This is a genomic window from Luteimonas sp. TWI596 (assembly GCF_039674105.1).
Lineage (GTDB): Bacteria > Pseudomonadota > Gammaproteobacteria > Xanthomonadales > Xanthomonadaceae > Luteimonas.
This window is the reverse complement of the sequence record NZ_JBDJMU010000003.1, coordinates 263,227-279,852: the sequence shown is the minus strand read 5'-3', so window position 1 is coordinate 279,852 and position 16,626 is coordinate 263,227. Positions and strand designations below refer to the sequence as shown.

The following is a 16,626-nucleotide window of genomic DNA, read 5'->3' as shown; positions in this document are numbered from 1 at the left end:
GTGTGTTTGCTCCAAAACAAAACCCCGGGGAATTTGTCCTTTTTCGTTGTTCAATAGTCCACTCTGACCCCGGTTTTGCCGATTGATGCGTGACCGAGCCGAGGAGCAACCCCGGCAGGCGCAACGCTGCCACCGAAGCCCGCCTCACCGTGATCGAACGATTGCGCGCACAAGCGCGCACGAAGAAAAGCCCGGCCAGAGGCCGGGCTTCAAAGGGGCAACTGCGGGCAGCGGCCTAGACTGCGTCGGCCGCCTCGCGGGCCTGCCGATCGAGCTCGTCGAGCGCGGCCTGGACCTTGAGCATCACTTCGCGCGTGCCCTCGTGGGCCAGCCCCGAGATCAGGAACCAGGGACCCGCCCACGCCAGCGCCTCGACGATCCGCGCTGCCTCGGCCTGCGCCTCTTCGGGCAGCAGCGTGTCGGCCTTGTTGATCAGCAGCCAGCGCGGCTTGTCGAGCAGCGCCGCATCGAACTTGCCGAGCTCGCGCTCGATCGCGCGCACCTGGTCGACCGCATCGCTGCCGTCGAGCGGCGCGATCTCCACCAGATGCAGCAACAACCGGGTGCGCTGGATGTGGCGCAGGAACAGCGCCCCCAGCCCCGCGCCATCGGCCGCCCCCTCGATCAGACCGGGGATATCGGCGATCACGAAGCTGCGCGCCGGCTCGACGCTGACCACACCCAGGTTCGGATACAGCGTGGTGAACGGATAGTCGGCGACCTTCGGCGTCGCCGCCGAGACCGCCCGGATCAGCGTGCTCTTGCCGGCGTTCGGGAACCCCAACAGGCCGACGTCGGCCAGCAGTTTGAGCTCGAGCCGCAGCGTGCGCTCCTCGCCGCCCTCGCCCGGCGTCGACTGGCGCGGCGAGCGATTGGTCGAGCTCTTGAAGTGCATGTTGCCCAGGCCGCCCTTGCCACCGCGCGCCACCAGCAGCCGCTGACCGTGCGCGGTCAGATCGCCAATGACCTCGTCGGTGGTGACGTTGTGCACGACGGTGCCAACCGGCACCACGATCACCAGATCGTCGCCGCCCTTGCCGTACATCTGCCGGCCCATGCCGTTCTCGCCGCGCTGCGCGCGGTACATCGTCTGGTGACGGAAATCGACCAGCGTGTTGAGGTTCTCGTCGGCGATCAACCAGACACTGCCGCCGTCGCCGCCGTCGCCGCCGTCCGGCCCACCGAGCGGAATGAACTTCTCACGCCGGAACCCGACGCAGCCATTGCCGCCGTTGCCGGCAGTGACGGTGATTTCGACTTCGTCGACTAACTTCATGGGATTGGGAATTCGAAAAAAATGGGGGATTGGGACAAGCGGGGCGACAGCAGTCTACCTGCCTCGCTCTGGTGGACCGGCTCTGGACATGCGGTGCGCGCGTGCGGCGCCCGAATTCCCATTCCCGAATCCCGTCTTTCCTGGTGGGCTGCGCCGCCAGAAAGACGAAACCCCGCCGGAGCGGGGCTTCGTGCCGGACGACGTCGCGCGGGGATTACTGCGCGGCGACGACGTTGACGGTGCGGCGGTTCTTCGGACCCTTGGTCGTGAACTCGACCTTGCCGTCGACCAGCGCGTACAGCGTGTGGTCGCGACCCAGGCCGACGCCGCTACCCGGATGGAACTGGGTGCCGCGCTGACGCACGATGATGTTGCCGGCCTCGATGGCCTGACCACCGTAGATCTTGACGCCGAGGTACTTCGGGTTGGAGTCGCGGCCGTTGCGCGAGGAACCTACGCCCTTCTTGTGTGCCATGCCTGCTGCTCCTTACTTGCTGCCACCGGCGATGCCGGTGATCTCGATTTCGGTGTAGTGCTGACGGTGCCCCTGCCGCTTCATGTGGTGCTTGCGGCGGCGGAACTTGATGATGCGGATCTTCTCGGCGCGGCCGTGCGACTTGATCGTCGCGCTGACGCTGGCGCCGGCGAGCGCATCGCCGAGCTTCACGCCGTCGGCGTCGCCGAGCAGCAGGACGTTGTCGAACTTGATCTCGCTGCCGACATCGCCGTCGAGCTTCTCGACGCGCAGCGTCTCGCCCGCCATCACGCGGTACTGCTTGCCGCCCGTCACCAGGACTGCATAACTCATGACCAGACTTCCTCTGTAGTTATTGTGGTCGCTGCCGCCATCGAGGGCGGACAGGAGCGGAATTGTAATGCGATCAGCGGCTTGCGGTCAAACCACCCCAGATCGTACGGACGTGCGCGCCGCTCTGCGGGGAAGGCGCCAGCCCGGGCACCTGAACCGCCTCGTCTCACGGCCTGCGACCGCCCCCCGTCACACTGGCGTTCGGCCGATTTGCCCCCAAATGACCGGCTCGGTAGTCTGACCGATTGCCCGTTCCCGCGCCTCTCAAGGGCGCGCGCGTGCCTCCCCCGCCCTCCAACCGGACCTGACGTCGATGGCGATGGACACCATCCGCATTCGCGGTGCCCGTACCCACAATCTCAAGAACATCGATCTCGACCTGCCGCGCGACCAGCTGATCGTCATCACCGGCCTGTCGGGCTCGGGCAAGTCGTCGCTGGCGTTCGACACGATCTACGCCGAAGGCCAGCGCCGCTACGTCGAGTCGCTGTCGTCCTACGCGCGGCAGTTCCTCAGCGTGATGGAGAAGCCCGATCTCGACCACATCGAGGGCCTGAGCCCGGCGATCTCGATCGAGCAGAAGTCGACCTCGCACAACCCGCGCTCGACCGTCGGCACGATCACCGAGATCTACGACTACCTGCGCCTGCTCTATGCACGCGTCGGCAGCCCGCGCTGCCCCGACCACGGCTACCCGCTCGAGGCGCAGACCGTCAGCCAGATGGTCGACCAGGTGCTCGCACTCGATCCCGAACAGCGCTGGATGCTGCTGGCGCCGGTCGTGCGCGACCGCAAGGGCGAGCATGCGCAGGTCTTCGAGCAACTGCGCGCCCAGGGCTATGTGCGCGTGCGCGTGGACGGCGAACTGTACGAGATCGACGCGCTGCCGACGCTGGCGCTGCGCCAGAAGCACACCATCGAAGCGGTCATCGACCGCTTCAAGGTGCGCGAGGACATGAAGCAGCGGCTGGCCGAGTCCTTCGAGACCGCGCTCAAGCTCGGCGAGGGCATGGCCTCGGTGCAGGCGATCGACGATGCGTCGATTCCGCCGCACCTGTTCTCGTCCAAGTACAGCTGCCCGGTCTGCGACTACGCGCTGCCCGAGCTCGAGCCGCGACTGTTCTCGTTCAACGCACCGATGGGCGCCTGCCAGACCTGCGACGGCCTGGGCATGAGCGAATTCTTCGATCCCGACCGCGTCGTCGTGCACCCCGAGCTGTCGCTGGCGGCCGGTGCGGTGCGCGGTTGGGACCGCCGCAACGCCTACTACTTCCAGCTGATCCAGTCGCTGGCCCGTCACTACAAGTTCGACGTCGACGCGCCGTGGCAGGACCTGCCGCAGGCCTCGCGCGATGCGGTGCTGCTGGGCAGTGGCGAGGAGACGATCACCTTCACCTACATCACCGACTCGGGCGCGCGCACCCAGCGCAAGCACCGGTTCGAGGGGATCGTGCCGAACCTGGAGCGGCGCTATCGCGAGACCGAGTCGGCCGCGGTGCGCGAGGAACTGGCCAAGTTCATCAGCGAACGCCCGTGCCCGGACTGCGGCGGCGCGCGGCTCAACCGCTCGGCGCGCAACGTGTTCGTCGCCGACCGGCCGCTGCAGTCGCTGGTCGTGCTGCCGATCGACGAGGCACTGGCGTTCTTCGAAGGCCTGGAGCTGCCGGGCTGGCGCGGCGAGATCGCCGCCAAGATCGTCAAGGAGATCGGCGAGCGGCTGAGCTTCCTGGTCGACGTCGGCCTGGACTATCTGACCCTCGAGCGCAAGGCCGACACGCTGTCGGGCGGCGAGGCGCAGCGCATCCGGCTGGCCTCGCAGATCGGCGCCGGCCTGGTCGGCGTGATGTACGTGCTCGACGAGCCGTCGATCGGCCTGCACCAGCGCGACAACGAGCGCCTGCTCGGCACGCTGACCCGCCTGCGCGACCTGGGCAACACGGTGATCGTCGTCGAGCACGACGAGGACGCGATCCGCCTGGCCGACCACATCGTCGACATCGGCCCGGGCGCCGGCGTGCACGGCGGCGAGGTTGTCGCCCAGGGCAGCTACGACGACGTGCTCAAGGCCCCGCGCTCGCTGACCGGCCAGTACCTGTCGGGCAAGCGGCGGATCGAGATCCCGGCCAAGCGCCACACGCCCAATCCAAAGATGCGGCTGCGGCTGCTGGGCGCGTCGGGCAACAACCTCAAGAACGTCGACCTGACGATCCACTCGGGGCTGTTCACCGCGATCACCGGCGTCTCGGGCTCGGGCAAGTCGACGCTGATCAACGACACCCTGCACTCGCTGGCCGCCAACGAGATCAACGGCGCCTCGCACAAGGCCGCGCCCTACCGCGAGATCGAGGGCCTGGATCTGTTCGACAAGGTCGTCGACATCGACCAGTCGCCGATCGGACGCACGCCGCGGTCCAACCCGGCCACCTACACCGGCCTGTTCACGCCGCTGCGCGAGTTGTTTGCGCAGGTGCCCGAGGCGCGCGCGCGCGGTTATTCGCCAGGCCGCTTCAGCTTCAACGTGCGCGGCGGTCGCTGCGAGGCCTGCCAGGGCGACGGCCTGCTGAAGGTCGAGATGCACTTCCTGCCCGACGTCTACGTGCCTTGCGACGTGTGCCAGGGCAAGCGCTACAACCGCGAGACGCTGGAGATCCTCTACAAGGGCCACAGCATCCACGACGTGCTGGAGATGACGGTCGAGGACGCGCTGACGCTGTTCGAGCACCTGCCGCCGATCGCGCGCAAGCTCGAAACGCTGGTCGATGTCGGCCTGAGCTACGTCAAGCTCGGGCAGAGCGCGACCACGCTGTCGGGCGGCGAGGCGCAGCGCGTCAAGCTGTCGAAGGAGCTCTCGCGCCGCGACACCGGGCGCACGCTCTACATCCTCGACGAGCCCACGACCGGCCTGCACTTCCACGACATCGAGCACCTGCTCAGCGTGCTGCACAAGCTGCGTGACGACGGCAACACGGTCGTGGTGATCGAGCACAACCTCGACGTCATCAAGACCGCCGACTGGGTCATCGACCTGGGCCCGGAGGGCGGCCACCGCGGCGGGCAGATCATCGCCGAAGGCACGCCCGAGCAGGTCGCCGCGATGCCCCAGTCGCACACCGGCCAGTTCCTCGCGCGCCTGCTGCAGACCGTGCCGGCCGAGGCTGCCGAGCCGCGGGCGGCGCGCAAGCTGGCCCGCAAGTCGACCGCGCACCTGCCCAAGCCGCTGCCGCGCAAGGGCGCCTCGACCAAGGCCGCCGAGGCCGAGGCCGCCGCTCGCGCGGAACTGCGCAAGACCGACACCAAGCCCAAGTCGAAGCCCGCGGCCAAGCGGGCCGGCAAGACGAGCAAGGCGAAGGGAGCCAAGGCATGAACGATGCGAAGGTGCTGATCCGTGTGCCGATCGAGTTGCGCTGGCGCGACCTCGACGCGTTCGACCACGTCAACAACGCAACCTTCATGACCTATCTGGAGGAAGCGCGCATCCGCTGGTTCGACTCGATCGGCGAAGCATGGGTCACCGAGGCCACTGCGCCGCTGCTGGCGGCGGTGCAGATGAACTACCGGCTGCCGATCCCCTACCCTTCGCGCATCGTCGTCGAGTTGTCGGCGCAGCGCGTGGGCACGACCAGCGTCACCGTCGGCCACCGCATCGTGTCCGAGGACGGCGCCACCCTGCATGCCGACGGCCACGTCGTCGTGGTCTGGATCGACCGCGCGACCGGGCGGCCGACGGCGCTGCCCGAGTCGGTGCGGGCCAAGGCGCTGGCCTGACACCACGCCGGAGACACAAGCGGCGTAACGTGCCGCATGCGCTTGCTCGAGCGATCGGCCGCGCCGACGGCATCGTCTACCATCGCCGCTCCTGTTCTGCCGGAAGGTCCACGATGCCGTCCCCGATCGAGATCCTCACCCATGGCCCGATCCGCGAGCTGCGGCTCGCACGCGCGCCGGTCAATGCGCTCGACCCCACGTTGTGCCGGGCGCTGCGCGAGGCCGTGGAGGCAGCAGCCGACGACGACAGCGTCGCCGGCTTGGTGCTGTCGGGTCAGCCGCGGTTCTTCTCCGCCGGGCTCGACGTGCCGTATCTGCTGACGCTCGATGCGTCCGCGCTGCGCGCGGCCTGGGACGGCTTCTTCGATGCCGTGCGCGCGGTCGCGGTCTCGCCCGTACCGGTCGCGGCCGCGATCACCGGCCACGCGCCGGCCGGCGGCTGCGTGCTGGCGCTGGCCTGCGACTACCGGGTGATGACGCGCGGCGCGTTCGGGATCGGCCTCAACGAGACCCAGGTCGGGCTGGTCGCGCCGATCGGGATCCAGCAGCTGATGCGGCGCACCGTGGGCCAGCGCCAGGCCGAGCGCCTGCTGGTGGGCGGTCTGCAAGTCGATCCGGAGGAAGCACTGCGGCTCGGGCTGGTCGACGCCCTGGCCGAGCCGGAAGAGACGGTAGCGGCCGCCTGTGGCTGGCTGCGGTCGCTGCTGGCATTGCCGCAGGCACCGATGCGCGAGACGCGCCGGATCGCACGCGCCGATCTCGTCGAGGCGTTGCAGCCCGACCAGCTCGATCTCGACCACCAACTCGCGGCCTGGCAGGCGCCCGACACCCAGGCCGGCCTGCGCGCCCTGGTGGCGCGGCTGGGGCGCTGACGCGTCGCCCAACACACTGCGCGATTTACGGCCCGGTCGCCACCGCACGCGCGGGATCGTCGATCCAGCCGCTCCACGAACCGCTGTACAGCCGCGCGCCATCGAGCCCGGCATGCGCCATTGCCAACAGGTGATGGCAAGCGGTCACGCCCGAGCCGCACATCGCGACAAGCGCCGAGGGCGGATGGCCGTCGAGCAGCGCGCCGAACTCGCGCGCCAGCGCATCGGCGGGCTTGAACCGGCCGTCGGCCAGATTGTCGGCATACGGCCGATTGATCGCGCCAGGCACGTGACCGGCACGCGGATCGATCGGTTCGACCTCACCGCGGAACCGGGGCGCGGCACGGGCGTCGACGAGCAAGCCGCCCGCGGCGACATGGCGCTGGACGTCGTCGGCTGCGTGCAGCAGCGCGCCGGCATCGAAGGCGCCGGCAACCTCGCGCGACACGCGCACCGGCGCCTGTGCCTCGACGGGCAACCCCAGCGCGGTCCAACGCGCCCAACCGCCGTCCAGCACCGCGACCCGGGAATGGCCGAAGCTGCGCAGCAGCCACCACAGCCGCGCGGCGAATGCGCCGTCGCCGTCGTCATAGGCCACCACCTGGGTGGCCGCATCGATGCCCCAGCGCCCCAGGCTCTGCGCGAATGCAGCCGCCGTCGGCCAGGGATGTCGGCCTCGGCCGGGACCGTGCGGCCCCGACAGGTCGCGATCGAGATGCGCGTACACCGCACCGGGCACATGCGCCGCGCGCCAGGCGCGCTCCCCGGCATCCAGGGCGCCGGCCGAGGCTGCGAGCGAGAACCGACAGTCGACCACGCACAGACGGTCGCGACCGAGCGCGGCGGCCAGCGCCTCGGCGGAGACCAGCGTGCGCCAGTCCGTGCTCATGCGCGCTCCAGATGACGCCGCAAATTCAGCAGGATCGACGCGGTCACGCCCCAGATGCGATGGGTCGGCGCGTCGGGCACGGTTTCGTACTCGAGCACGTGGCGCGTGCGTCCGGCGAACGCGATGTCGACCTGGCGCAGCGTCACCGGCGACATTAGGAAATCCAGCGGCACCTCGAACACCTCGGCGACCTCGCCCGGATCGGGCACGGGCGCAAAACCGGGATCGAGCATCGCCACCACCGGCACCACACGGTAGCCGGTCACGGTCGCCAGCGGATCGAGAAAGCCCAGCGGTGCGGCCTGAGCGGGCACCAGTCCGATTTCCTCGTTCGCCTCGCGCAGTGCGGCTTGCAGCGGGCCGTGATCCTCGGGCTCGAGCCGGCCACCGGGAAAGCTGACCTGGCCGGCGTGATGGCGCAGCGTGTCGGTCCGCCGCGTCAGCAGCGCCTGCAGGCCGCGCTCGCGCTCCACCAGCCCGACCAGCACCGCGGCCTCGCGCAAGGTCGCGTCCGGCGCGAGCAGGCCGTCGAGTTCGTCGACATTCCAGCCGCGTGCGGTCGGCGCCCCGTCGAGCGGGTGCAATACCCGGCGCAGGCGTGCCGCGAGGACGGGCGGGGTCATGCGCGTGCGGCCTGGCGGGCGGGCAAGACCACCTCCATCAGATGCCGGCGCTGGGCATCGCTCATCTGCAGCCAGCGCCCGATCTCCTCGGTGCTGCGCAGGCAGCCGTCGCAACGGCCCTGGTCGTCGAGCGTGCACACGCCGGTGCACGGCGTCGGCACGGCGCGGAAGGAAGCATCCATCCCGCCATTCTAGCGGCGCGGCGCACGTGCGGCGTGCGCCAGGCAGCGCGTGGCCCGGACACGACGACGCCGACGTGCGGGGCACGTCGGCGTCGTCGGACACACTTGCAAAACCGTGATCAGCGAACGCTGAGCAGCTTCACCATCACGCCGACCGGCTGCTTGGCGATCTCCTGCGCGTTCTGCCCGGTGACGAACTTGCCCGGCGGCAGCACGATCTCGTAGACCGCGTTGAGCGGCATCAGCGGCAGCACTTCGCGCAGACCGGTGATCTGGGCCTCCGACACGCGGAAGGGCGCGGTCTTGTCCTCGGCGCTGACGCCGATACCGACCGGCACGATCAGCGCCTGATAGGCGATCTCGACCTGGCTCGACGCGGTGGGCTTGGCACCCGAACCGGCTTCGACGACGCGGTACATCACGCCGCTGGGCAGCGACACCACGCCTTCGCGCGCCTTGTACTCGGCCAGGAACGCCGAGGCCTTGCCCTCGTTCTCGGTCAGCGCCGCGCGACGCTCGGCGACGATCTTCTGCTGCATGCGCTGCTGGAAGCCGTTGTAGGCCGCGCCCATCTGCTCGGGGGTGTAGGTCGGCTGGCGCTTGCCGTGACCGTCCTGCAGGCCCTTGATGATCGTGTTGACGTCGACCGACTCACCGGTCTCGGCCAGGCGATTGCCCAGATCGAACCCCAGCGCATAGCTCAGCGTGGTCCTGTCGGTCGCCGATGCCGCGGGAGCTGCGGCCTGCTGCTGTGCGAACGCGGAACCGCTGAACGTGATGGCCGCCACGGCGGCCGCAATAAAACGCAACTTCATTCCCTGGTTCTCCGCTAGGTCAGATTTCGATATCGCCTGTACGAGAAAGGGCGGTCGAACCGCCCCTCTTGACGCGTTAGGATAGCGGTCGCAGGGCTTAACCGCCACTGACGACCTCCCTATCCGACCGCGCGCGGTCCGGCGAGTTCCAGGCGCCGCGTCCCGCGCCAGGAGCCCGTATGGCCGACTTCCCGCTGCTGATAGACGATCGCGACGGCATCCGCGTGGTCGCCGTCCACCGCCCGGAAAAACTGAATGCGCTGAACTCGGCGACGCTCGATGCGCTGTTCGAGGCCTTCGAGGCTGCGGCCCAGGCGCCCGACGTGCGTGTGGTCGTGCTGACCGGCGCCGGCCCCAAAGCCTTCGTCGCGGGCGCGGACATCGCCGAGATGGCCGACCTGCGCCCGGTCGAGGGGCGCGATTTCGCGTTGCGCGGCCAGCGCACGATGCGCCGCATCGAGACCATGCCCAAGCCGGTGATCGCGATGGTCAACGGCTTCGCGCTCGGCGGTGGGCTGGAACTGGCGATGGCCTGCCACCTGCGTATCGCTGCCGATACCGCCAAACTCGGCCAGCCGGAAATCAATCTCGGCCTGATTCCGGGCTTCGGCGGCACCCAGCGCCTGCTGCGCCTGGCCGGCCGCGCGGCGACCCTCGAACTGTGCCTGACCGGCACACCGATCGACGCGACGCGCGCGCAGGCGCTGGGCATCGTCAACCGCGTGGTGCCGGCCGATGCGCTGGAGGCCGAGACGATGGCGCTGGCCACGCAACTGGCGCAGGCTGCGCCGCTGGCGCTGCGCGGCATCCTCGACTGCGTCCACATCGGCGGCGAGACCGCGCTCGATGAGGGCCTGGCCTACGAGGCCGCGCAGTTTGGCCTGGCGTTCTCGACGCAGGATATGCGCGAGGGGACGCGCGCATTCCTCGATCGACGCAAGCCCACGTTCGGAAACCGTTGATGCCCGGCCAGCCCATCGCCAGCCCAGCTTCGATGCACCACCTGGTCGCTCTGCTGCGCCGCGACGATCTCGACGGTGCGATCGAGGCCGGCCTGATGGCCGCCTGGCCGGACGCGGCGACCGCGTCGCTCGACGACGACGCGCGCACGCGGCTGCTCGACGCGCGCGCCCGGCTGCAGGCAGCCTGGGACGCGCGCGCACGGTACCGCCGCCGCGACGCCCGGCTCGCACAACGCGCGGCCGCACGCGAGGCTGCACGTGCGCCGGCGCCTGTCGCAGCGCCCACCTCCGCAGCGGAGGCCGCCCTGCCGCCGCGGCCGGCACTGCCCGCCAGCGCCGCGGCCATCCTGGCCCGCGCCAAGGCGCGCGCAGGCGGCGGCGCATGAGCGACGGCGCCCAGCCCACCCCGCCCCGGCGCCGCGGCCCGACGTTGACCCGGGCCGAGATCCACGACCTGTTTTCGCGGCTGCGCGCGCTCGATCCCGAGCCCACGACCGAGCTCGAATACACCACGCCGTTCGAGTTGCTGATCGCGGTGATCCTGTCGGCGCAGGCCACCGATGTCGGCGTCAACAAGGCCACCCGGCGGCTGTATCCGGTCGCCAACACGCCGCAGGCGATCCTCGACCTGGGCGAGGACGGCCTCAAGCGCCATATCGCGACGATCGGCCTGTTCAACGCCAAGGCCAAGAACGTCATCGCCACCTGCCGCATCCTCGTCGAGCAGCACGGCGGCGAGGTCCCGCACGATCGCGCTGCGCTCGAGGCCTTGCCCGGCGTCGGCCGCAAGACCGCCAATGTCGTGCTCAACACCGTGTTCGGCGAGCCGGCGATCGCGGTCGACACGCATATCTTCCGCGTGTCCAACCGCACCGGTCTTGCGCCGGGCAAGGACGTGCGCGCGGTCGAGGACCGGCTGCTGCGGGTGGTGCCCGAGGAATTCCTGCTCGGCGCGCACCACTGGCTGATCCTGCATGGCCGCTACACCTGCAAGGCGCGCAGGCCCGACTGCCCGAAGTGCGTGATCCGCGACCTGTGCCGGTTCAAGGACAAGACCCCCGGGACGGTGGACTGACGCCCATCCATCGTGCCGCGGGGCCTTGCCGGGCCTCTGTCGTGCGTATCCCGGAGCGATAGCGCTCAAGCGGAACCAAGGCCCTGTGCCCGCTCGAGCGAGCGCGCCGGCACGGCGGCGGCTGCACCGCCGTGCCCGACCGCATCACTCGTCGCGTTCGACGAACGGCTTGCGCGGCAACCGCTGCTCGCGCATCGCGGCGTGATAGGCGAACGAGGCGATGATCGCCGCCGCCTGCTTCAGGTCCTCGGGCACCACGTGGTCGTAGGTGTCCAGGTGCGTGTGGTGGACATGGCTGAAGTAGTCGGCGGGGTCCTGCACGAACTGGAAGCCTGGCAGGCCGACGCGATCGAACGAGATATGGTCGGTGCTGCCGGTGTTGCGCGTGGTGACGATGCGCGCGCCCAGGTCGGCGAACGGCGCCAGCCACGCCTGGAAGATCGGCACCGCGGCGTGATTCTCCTGCGCATAGATGCCGCGGATGCGACCGGTGCCGTTGTCGAAGTTGAAGTACGTGGAGAACCGGTCGTAGCCACGCTGGCGCTGCAGCGGACCGGTGCCGCGCTGGAACGACTGCGGCAGGGCCCGCTGCTCGGGATCGGTCGGTTCGGGATAGGCCGCCAGGTGCCTGGAGACGTAACCGGCCGACCCGTGCAGGCCCTGCTCCTCGCCGCCCCACAGCGCGATCCGGATGGTGCGCTTCGGGCGCACGTCGATCGCCTTGAGGATACGCATCGCTTCCATCATCACGACCACGCCGGCGCCGTTGTCGGCCGCGCCGGTCCCGGTATGCCAGGAATCGAGGTGCGCACCGATGATCACCAGTTCGTCGGCCTTCGAACTGCCGGGCAGGTCGGCAAAGGTGTTGCTGGCCGGCAGATCGTCATCGCTGGTGAAGCGCGCATCCACGTCGACCCGCAACCGCGGCGCCTGGCCGCGCTCGACCGCGCGCACGAGCTGGTTGTAGTGCTCGGCGGCGACCACCAGATCCGGCACCCCGACCGGCTCGCCGGCCTTGCGCGCGCCCCCGCCCATCACCCGGACGATGCCGTTGTCCCAGGAACTGATCGACAGCGTCGCCAGCACGCCTTCCTCGGCAAAGAACGCGTTGAGGGCACGGTTGAGCGCCTGGCGCTTGCGGTACTCGTCCAGGCGCTTGTCCTGCGCATCGCCGGCCGGGTCCTGCGGCACCGGGAAGGTCTGCAGCTCGCCGAGGTCCTCCTCGGTATAGCGGCGGAAGTCGGGCTTGTCGGCCGGCTTGTAGGCGCGCGCCTCATCCAGCAGCACGATCTTGCCGGCGAGCTTGCCGCGCTGCTTGTCGATGTCCTCAAGCGTCTTGAACGTCGCCAGGACCACCTCGCCCTCGACCGGGCCATCGGTGCCGGGGGTCCAGGCCTTGGGCAGCGCGTGGATCGGCAGTGCGCGCGGTGCGAGCAGTTCCACCCGCGATGCGAGGAACTCCCAGCCGCGGCCGAAGGCCGGGTCGTAGACCTCGTCGTGCACGTTCGACAGGCCCCAGCCCGCCAGCTTGCCGCGTGCCCAGGCGCTCGACCGCACGTAGGCCGGCGAGTTGGTCAGGCGCGGCCCCACGGTTTCGGTGAGTTCCTTGAGATTGGCGGCGGCCTGCGAACGATGGAAGGCTTCGTGGCGGATCCGGGCCACGACATCGAGATCGACCGGCTCGACGGCCTGGGCGAATGCCAGCGCCGGCGACAGGACAACGGCGGCCAGTGCCGCCTGCAACAGGCGGAAAACGTGGGATTGCGTGCTCACGAGACTCCCCGGGGACTGCGGAACGAAAGCCCGCACAAGGACGGGCCGGCGACGGCGCCGTCTCCCGCGGCGCCGGACCGCCATGCTAACCGCAGCCGGGCACGACGACGCCTCCCGCGCATGTCCGATTCCACCTATCGGCATGGCGCATGCGCATGTGGGACGGTCGCGGCCCCGAAAACGCACAAGGCCCGCGGCATCGACCGCGGGCCCAGTGCGTGGCGCGGACCGCGTGGGTCAGAACGCAAACTGCGTGCGCAGCGCGTACTGCCCGGTCTCATCGCCAGTGAGCGTGTTGTCGCCCTTGGTGTAGTTGAACATGAAGCGCAGGTTCGGATTGACGTAGTAGTTCATGCCGACGATCCAGCTGCTGACGTCCATGTTGCGCACGTCCTTGTTCTCGATCGTGTCGTAGCGCGCGGTCAGCTCCCACAGGCCGCGGTCGGCGACCTTGGGCGAGGCGAAGATGCCGTTGCCCGGCTTGTAGGCCTTGTGGCCGCCGTTGAGCAGCCAGCTGCCCTGCACGTACCAGGTCGCGACGTCCTGGTCGGGGCCGTTCGGCTGGCCGAACGTGGCGTTGGCGTACTCGCCCTGGAAGAACAGCGGCCCGAACGAGCCCGCGGCTTCGATACCGACCGCAGTGACTTGGTTGCGGCTGGCGCCGGTGGTCGTGGCGATGGTCTGCGACGGGCCGCGACGGCCGGCGTAGTGGGCCGACGCCGAGAAGTCCGCCGAGCCCTGGTTGAGGTTCTCCTGGCTGACCCAGCCGCCGAAGTGCAGCGTGCTGTCCTGGGTGTTGATCGGCGCGAAGGTCACGCGCCCGGCCGCGCCGACGCCCTCGTTGCGGCTGCCCGACGCACTGCGCAGGTTGAACACCGACAGCCCGGCGGTGTAGTTGCCGTCGGCGCGCAGGTAGCCCACGCCCTGCTGGAACTGGCGGCCGCTGAACAACCCGGTGGCCGAAGCGAACGGCCGCTCCATCATCAGGATTTCGTTGGAGCTGGTGAGTTCTTCCATCGAGCGGTACGGCTTGAAGTGGCCGATGGTGAACTTGCCGCCCAGCGCCGACTTGGCGATGTAGACGTCGCGGAAGCCATCCAGGCCGCTGCCGGCCGCAAAGTCCTGCTCGAACTTGTAATCCCAGCCATAGGCCTTGCCCTGCAACGTGATGCGTGCGCGGCGGAACTCGGTGGTGCCTGTGGTCGAGGCCTGGTCGCGGTCGAAAGCGTAGGCATCGAAGTGCAGGCGGCCACCAGCGGAGAACTCGAACTGCTTGTCGGCCGAGGTGACCTTCAGCCCGCCCTTGGTGTCGACGACCGGCAGGGTGGTCGCCATCTTGTCCAGGCTCTCCTGGGTGCCGATGTTGATGTCCGACTGCGCATCGGTGCGCACTTCCAGTGCGTCGACCTTGGCCTGCAGCTCGGCCAGTTGCGCGCGCAGCGCGGCGACCTCGGCATCGCGCGGAGACTGGGCGGCAGCGGCGGAGGAAACGGACGCGACAGCGAGGGCGATGGACGCGGCCAGGATGGAATGACGCATGGTGGTGTCCCGTGGAGAGAGTGAGAGGTGTCGAAGCGCCACACCTTGCGTCACGCCCCGCGTGAGCCGGCCCAGCGTTAAGCGCCCGTTATCGACGCTGCGCAGACTGCGCTGGCTCGCTGACAGGCCGATGGCAACCCGATGACAGTGCGATGACAGCGCGCCCGGCGGCGCGCTGGGCCCGCGCCTCGCGCACCGTCATCGCATGGTCACGGGATTGAAGCCGGCCCGTCATCTCGCATGCGTGAAATACGCCGCACGGCGCTGTGGGCCGTCCATCACTCCAGGGAACCTCATGTACGCACTGCTCAAGAACCGGGTCGCGACCCTTGCACTGTCGACCACCCTGCTGGCGACCGCATTCGCCGCGCCCGCACTGGCCAACGATGTCACCGGCGCCGGCGCCTCGTTCGTCTATCCGGCGATGACCAAGTGGTCGGCCGATTACCGCGCCGCGTCCGGCAAGCAGGTCAACTACCAGTCGATCGGTTCGGGCGGCGGCATCGCCCAGATCAAGGCCGGCACGGTCGACTTCGGCTCCTCGGACGCACCGCTCCCGCCCGAGGATCTGGCGAAGTCCGGCCTGATCCAGTTCCCCTCGGTGATCGGCGGCGTGGTGCCGATCATCAACGTGGACGGCATCGCCGCCGGTGCGATGAAGCTCGATGGCGACACGCTGGCCAACATCTTCCTGGGCAAGATCACCCGTTGGAACGACCCGGCGATCGTCGCGCTCAACGGCGGCCTGGCCCTGCCTGATGCACGCATCACCGTCGTCCACCGCTCCGACGGCTCGGGCACCACCTTCAACTTCGTCAACTACCTGTCCAAGGTCAGCGCGGAGTGGAAGAACGGCGTGGGCGAAGGCACGACGGTCAAGTGGCCGGTCGGCATCGGCGGCAAGGGCAACGAAGGCGTCGCCGCGTACGTCAAGCAGATCAAGGGCGGCATCGGCTACGTCGAACTGTCGTATGCGGTGCAGAACCGCCTGGCCTATTCGCGCCTGAAGAATGCCGCGGGCCACTTCGTCAATCCGAGCGAGGAGACCTTCTCGGCCGCGGCCGCCAGCGCCGATTGGGCCTCGACGCGCGACTTCCACCTGGTCATGACCAACGCCCCAGGGGAGAACGCCTGGCCGATCACGGCGACCAACTTCATCCTGATGCACCGCGCGCCGCGCAACCGCACCGGCGCCAAGAATGCGCAGGACTTCTTCCGCTGGGTCTACGCCAACGGCGGACCGCAGGCCCGCGAGCTGGGCTACGTGCCGCTGCCGGCCTCGCTGGTGCAGCAGATCGAGCGCTACTGGACCCAGAACGCGCGCTACTGATTCCTTCGACGCCTCGCACTCGCAACACCGCGGGCCGGTTGTCCTCTCCCAGCCGGTCCGCGGCCCCGCGCTGCGTCCTTTTACTTTCTCGACGGGCCTTTTGGCCCGTCGCGCCGGGCGCTAACCGTTCCCGGCTCAGTCGGCGCACTCCGCAGTCCGGCCCGGCGAAGCCCCGAGCGCCCCGACAAGCCGCATCCCTCCTGAGTTCTGCACCCAGGCCGGGCGCAAAGACGGCAGCGACACGCTCAGCGCAGCGCGTCGACCATGCTGCGCAGCAGCCGGAAGGCTTCGGCGCGCTCGCCGTCGCTCAAGCCGCCCAGCATCCGCACCTCGACGTCGCGCACCGCGACGGTGGCCTGCGCGAGCTTGCGCCGCCCGAGCGGGGTGAGACGCGTGGGCAGGGCTTTGCCCACAGGCGCCTCCGCCGGGCGGGTCACCTGCCCTTCGCGCTCGAGCGTCTGCAGCAGCACATTCATCGACTGCCGCGTGACGAAAGCGCCGCGCGAGAGATCGGAGTTCGACAGCCCCGGGCGCTGCGCGAGCAGCTCAAGGCACGCGTAATGCGTGACCGTCATGCCGAGGGGCCGCAGCGCCTCGATCATCGCGGCACGAAGTACGCTCGAGGCCTCCTTGAGCAGGTAGCCCACCGACGTCTCGAGATCGACTCCACCTTGACTCATGTCAGGATTCTAACATAGAGTGCCTCGTGTCAACTAA

15 protein-coding genes and 1 pseudogene are annotated in these 16,626 nt (G+C 69.3%); 7 read left to right on the top strand and 9 right to left on the bottom strand.

Annotated elements, in window-relative coordinates:
* Nucleotides 1–235: 235 nt before the first annotated feature.
* From cgtA to rplU, 3 genes are all read right to left on the bottom strand, one after another.
* Nucleotides 236–1,276 carry an Obg family GTPase CgtA gene (gene cgtA / locus ABE487_RS03960; protein WP_346452241.1) on the bottom strand — a complete coding sequence of 347 codons (1,041 nt, stop codon included), beginning with the start codon at nucleotides 1,274–1,276 and terminating at the stop codon, nucleotides 236–238.
* Between the two features lie 214 nt (nucleotides 1,277–1,490).
* Nucleotides 1,491–1,751 (bottom strand): 50S ribosomal protein L27, encoded by a 261-nt coding sequence (gene rpmA / locus ABE487_RS03955; RefSeq protein ID WP_047136307.1) that lies wholly within the window; start codon nucleotides 1,749–1,751, stop codon nucleotides 1,491–1,493.
* A 12-nt stretch (nucleotides 1,752–1,763) separates the two neighbouring features.
* Nucleotides 1,764–2,084, bottom strand: a complete 321-nt coding sequence (gene rplU / locus ABE487_RS03950; protein ID WP_337245031.1) for a 50S ribosomal protein L21 — start codon at nucleotides 2,082–2,084, stop codon at nucleotides 1,764–1,766.
* Nucleotides 2,085–2,397: 313 nt separating this feature from the next.
* Between rplU and uvrA the strand changes: the two genes are divergently transcribed.
* From uvrA to ABE487_RS03935, 3 genes are all read left to right on the top strand, one after another.
* Entirely contained in the window at nucleotides 2,398–5,448 is a 3,051-nt protein-coding gene (uvrA, locus tag ABE487_RS03945; protein WP_346452242.1) for an excinuclease ABC subunit UvrA, read from the top strand.
* Entirely contained in the window at nucleotides 5,445–5,849 is a 405-nt protein-coding gene (locus ABE487_RS03940; protein ID WP_346446515.1) for a thioesterase family protein, read from the top strand. The genes uvrA and ABE487_RS03940 overlap by 4 nt, the downstream gene beginning before the upstream one ends.
* Before the next feature lie 113 nt (nucleotides 5,850–5,962).
* Nucleotides 5,963–6,721 carry an enoyl-CoA hydratase/isomerase family protein gene (locus ABE487_RS03935; protein WP_346452243.1) on the top strand — a complete coding sequence of 253 codons (759 nt, stop codon included), beginning with the start codon at nucleotides 5,963–5,965 and terminating at the stop codon, nucleotides 6,719–6,721.
* A 25-nt stretch (nucleotides 6,722–6,746) separates the two neighbouring features.
* On the opposite strand, the gene ABE487_RS03930 is transcribed toward ABE487_RS03935, so the two are convergent.
* The 3 genes and pseudogenes from ABE487_RS03930 to ABE487_RS03920 all read right to left on the bottom strand — a co-directional run bounded on the left by ABE487_RS03930 (nucleotide 6,747) and on the right by ABE487_RS03920 (nucleotide 9,230).
* Nucleotides 6,747–7,610, bottom strand: coding sequence for a sulfurtransferase (locus ABE487_RS03930; protein WP_346452244.1), 864 nt, complete (start codon nucleotides 7,608–7,610; stop codon nucleotides 6,747–6,749).
* Nucleotides 7,607–8,415, bottom strand: a pseudogene (locus ABE487_RS03925) (DUF1289 domain-containing protein). Before ABE487_RS03925 ends, ABE487_RS03930 begins: the two are co-directional and overlap by 4 nt.
* 119 nt (nucleotides 8,416–8,534) lie before the next feature.
* Nucleotides 8,535–9,230: an FKBP-type peptidyl-prolyl cis-trans isomerase N-terminal domain-containing protein gene (locus tag ABE487_RS03920; RefSeq protein ID WP_337245026.1), complete on the bottom strand. Its 696-nt coding sequence runs from the start codon at nucleotides 9,228–9,230 to the stop codon at nucleotides 8,535–8,537.
* A 179-nt stretch (nucleotides 9,231–9,409) separates the two neighbouring features.
* Between ABE487_RS03920 and ABE487_RS03915 the strand changes: the two genes are divergently transcribed.
* From ABE487_RS03915 to nth, 3 genes are read left to right on the top strand one after another with little or no spacing between them, the layout of a single operon-like run.
* Nucleotides 9,410–10,192, top strand: coding sequence for an enoyl-CoA hydratase-related protein (locus ABE487_RS03915; protein WP_346452245.1), 783 nt, complete (start codon nucleotides 9,410–9,412; stop codon nucleotides 10,190–10,192).
* Complete coding sequence (locus ABE487_RS03910) at nucleotides 10,192–10,578, top strand: hypothetical protein (protein WP_346452863.1); 387 nt, start codon at nucleotides 10,192–10,194, stop codon at nucleotides 10,576–10,578. The genes ABE487_RS03915 and ABE487_RS03910 overlap by 1 nt, the downstream gene beginning before the upstream one ends.
* A complete protein-coding gene (gene nth, locus ABE487_RS03905; protein ID WP_346444013.1) occupies nucleotides 10,575–11,267 on the top strand; it encodes an endonuclease III in 693 nt (230 codons plus the stop codon). The genes ABE487_RS03910 and nth overlap by 4 nt, the downstream gene beginning before the upstream one ends.
* 144 nt (nucleotides 11,268–11,411) lie before the next feature.
* Here the strand turns inward: nth and ABE487_RS03900 are convergent, their stop codons facing one another.
* Nucleotides 11,412–12,998 (bottom strand): M20/M25/M40 family metallo-hydrolase, encoded by a 1,587-nt coding sequence (locus ABE487_RS03900; RefSeq protein WP_346446970.1) that lies wholly within the window; start codon nucleotides 12,996–12,998, stop codon nucleotides 11,412–11,414.
* A gap of 279 nt (nucleotides 12,999–13,277) precedes the next feature.
* The gene (locus tag ABE487_RS03895; RefSeq protein ID WP_346446521.1) at nucleotides 13,278–14,579 is read right to left on the bottom strand and encodes a porin; all 1,302 of its coding nucleotides are present in this window, start codon (nucleotides 14,577–14,579) and stop codon (nucleotides 13,278–13,280) included.
* A gap of 295 nt (nucleotides 14,580–14,874) precedes the next feature.
* Between ABE487_RS03895 and pstS the strand changes: the two genes are divergently transcribed.
* Nucleotides 14,875–15,909 carry a phosphate ABC transporter substrate-binding protein PstS gene (gene pstS, locus ABE487_RS03890; protein ID WP_346452369.1) on the top strand — a complete coding sequence of 345 codons (1,035 nt, stop codon included), beginning with the start codon at nucleotides 14,875–14,877 and terminating at the stop codon, nucleotides 15,907–15,909.
* Between the two features lie 245 nt (nucleotides 15,910–16,154).
* On the opposite strand, the gene ABE487_RS03885 is transcribed toward pstS, so the two are convergent.
* Nucleotides 16,155–16,556 (bottom strand): MarR family transcriptional regulator, encoded by a 402-nt coding sequence (locus ABE487_RS03885; RefSeq protein ID WP_346452368.1) that lies wholly within the window; start codon nucleotides 16,554–16,556, stop codon nucleotides 16,155–16,157.
* Nucleotides 16,557–16,626: the final 70 nt, after the last annotated feature.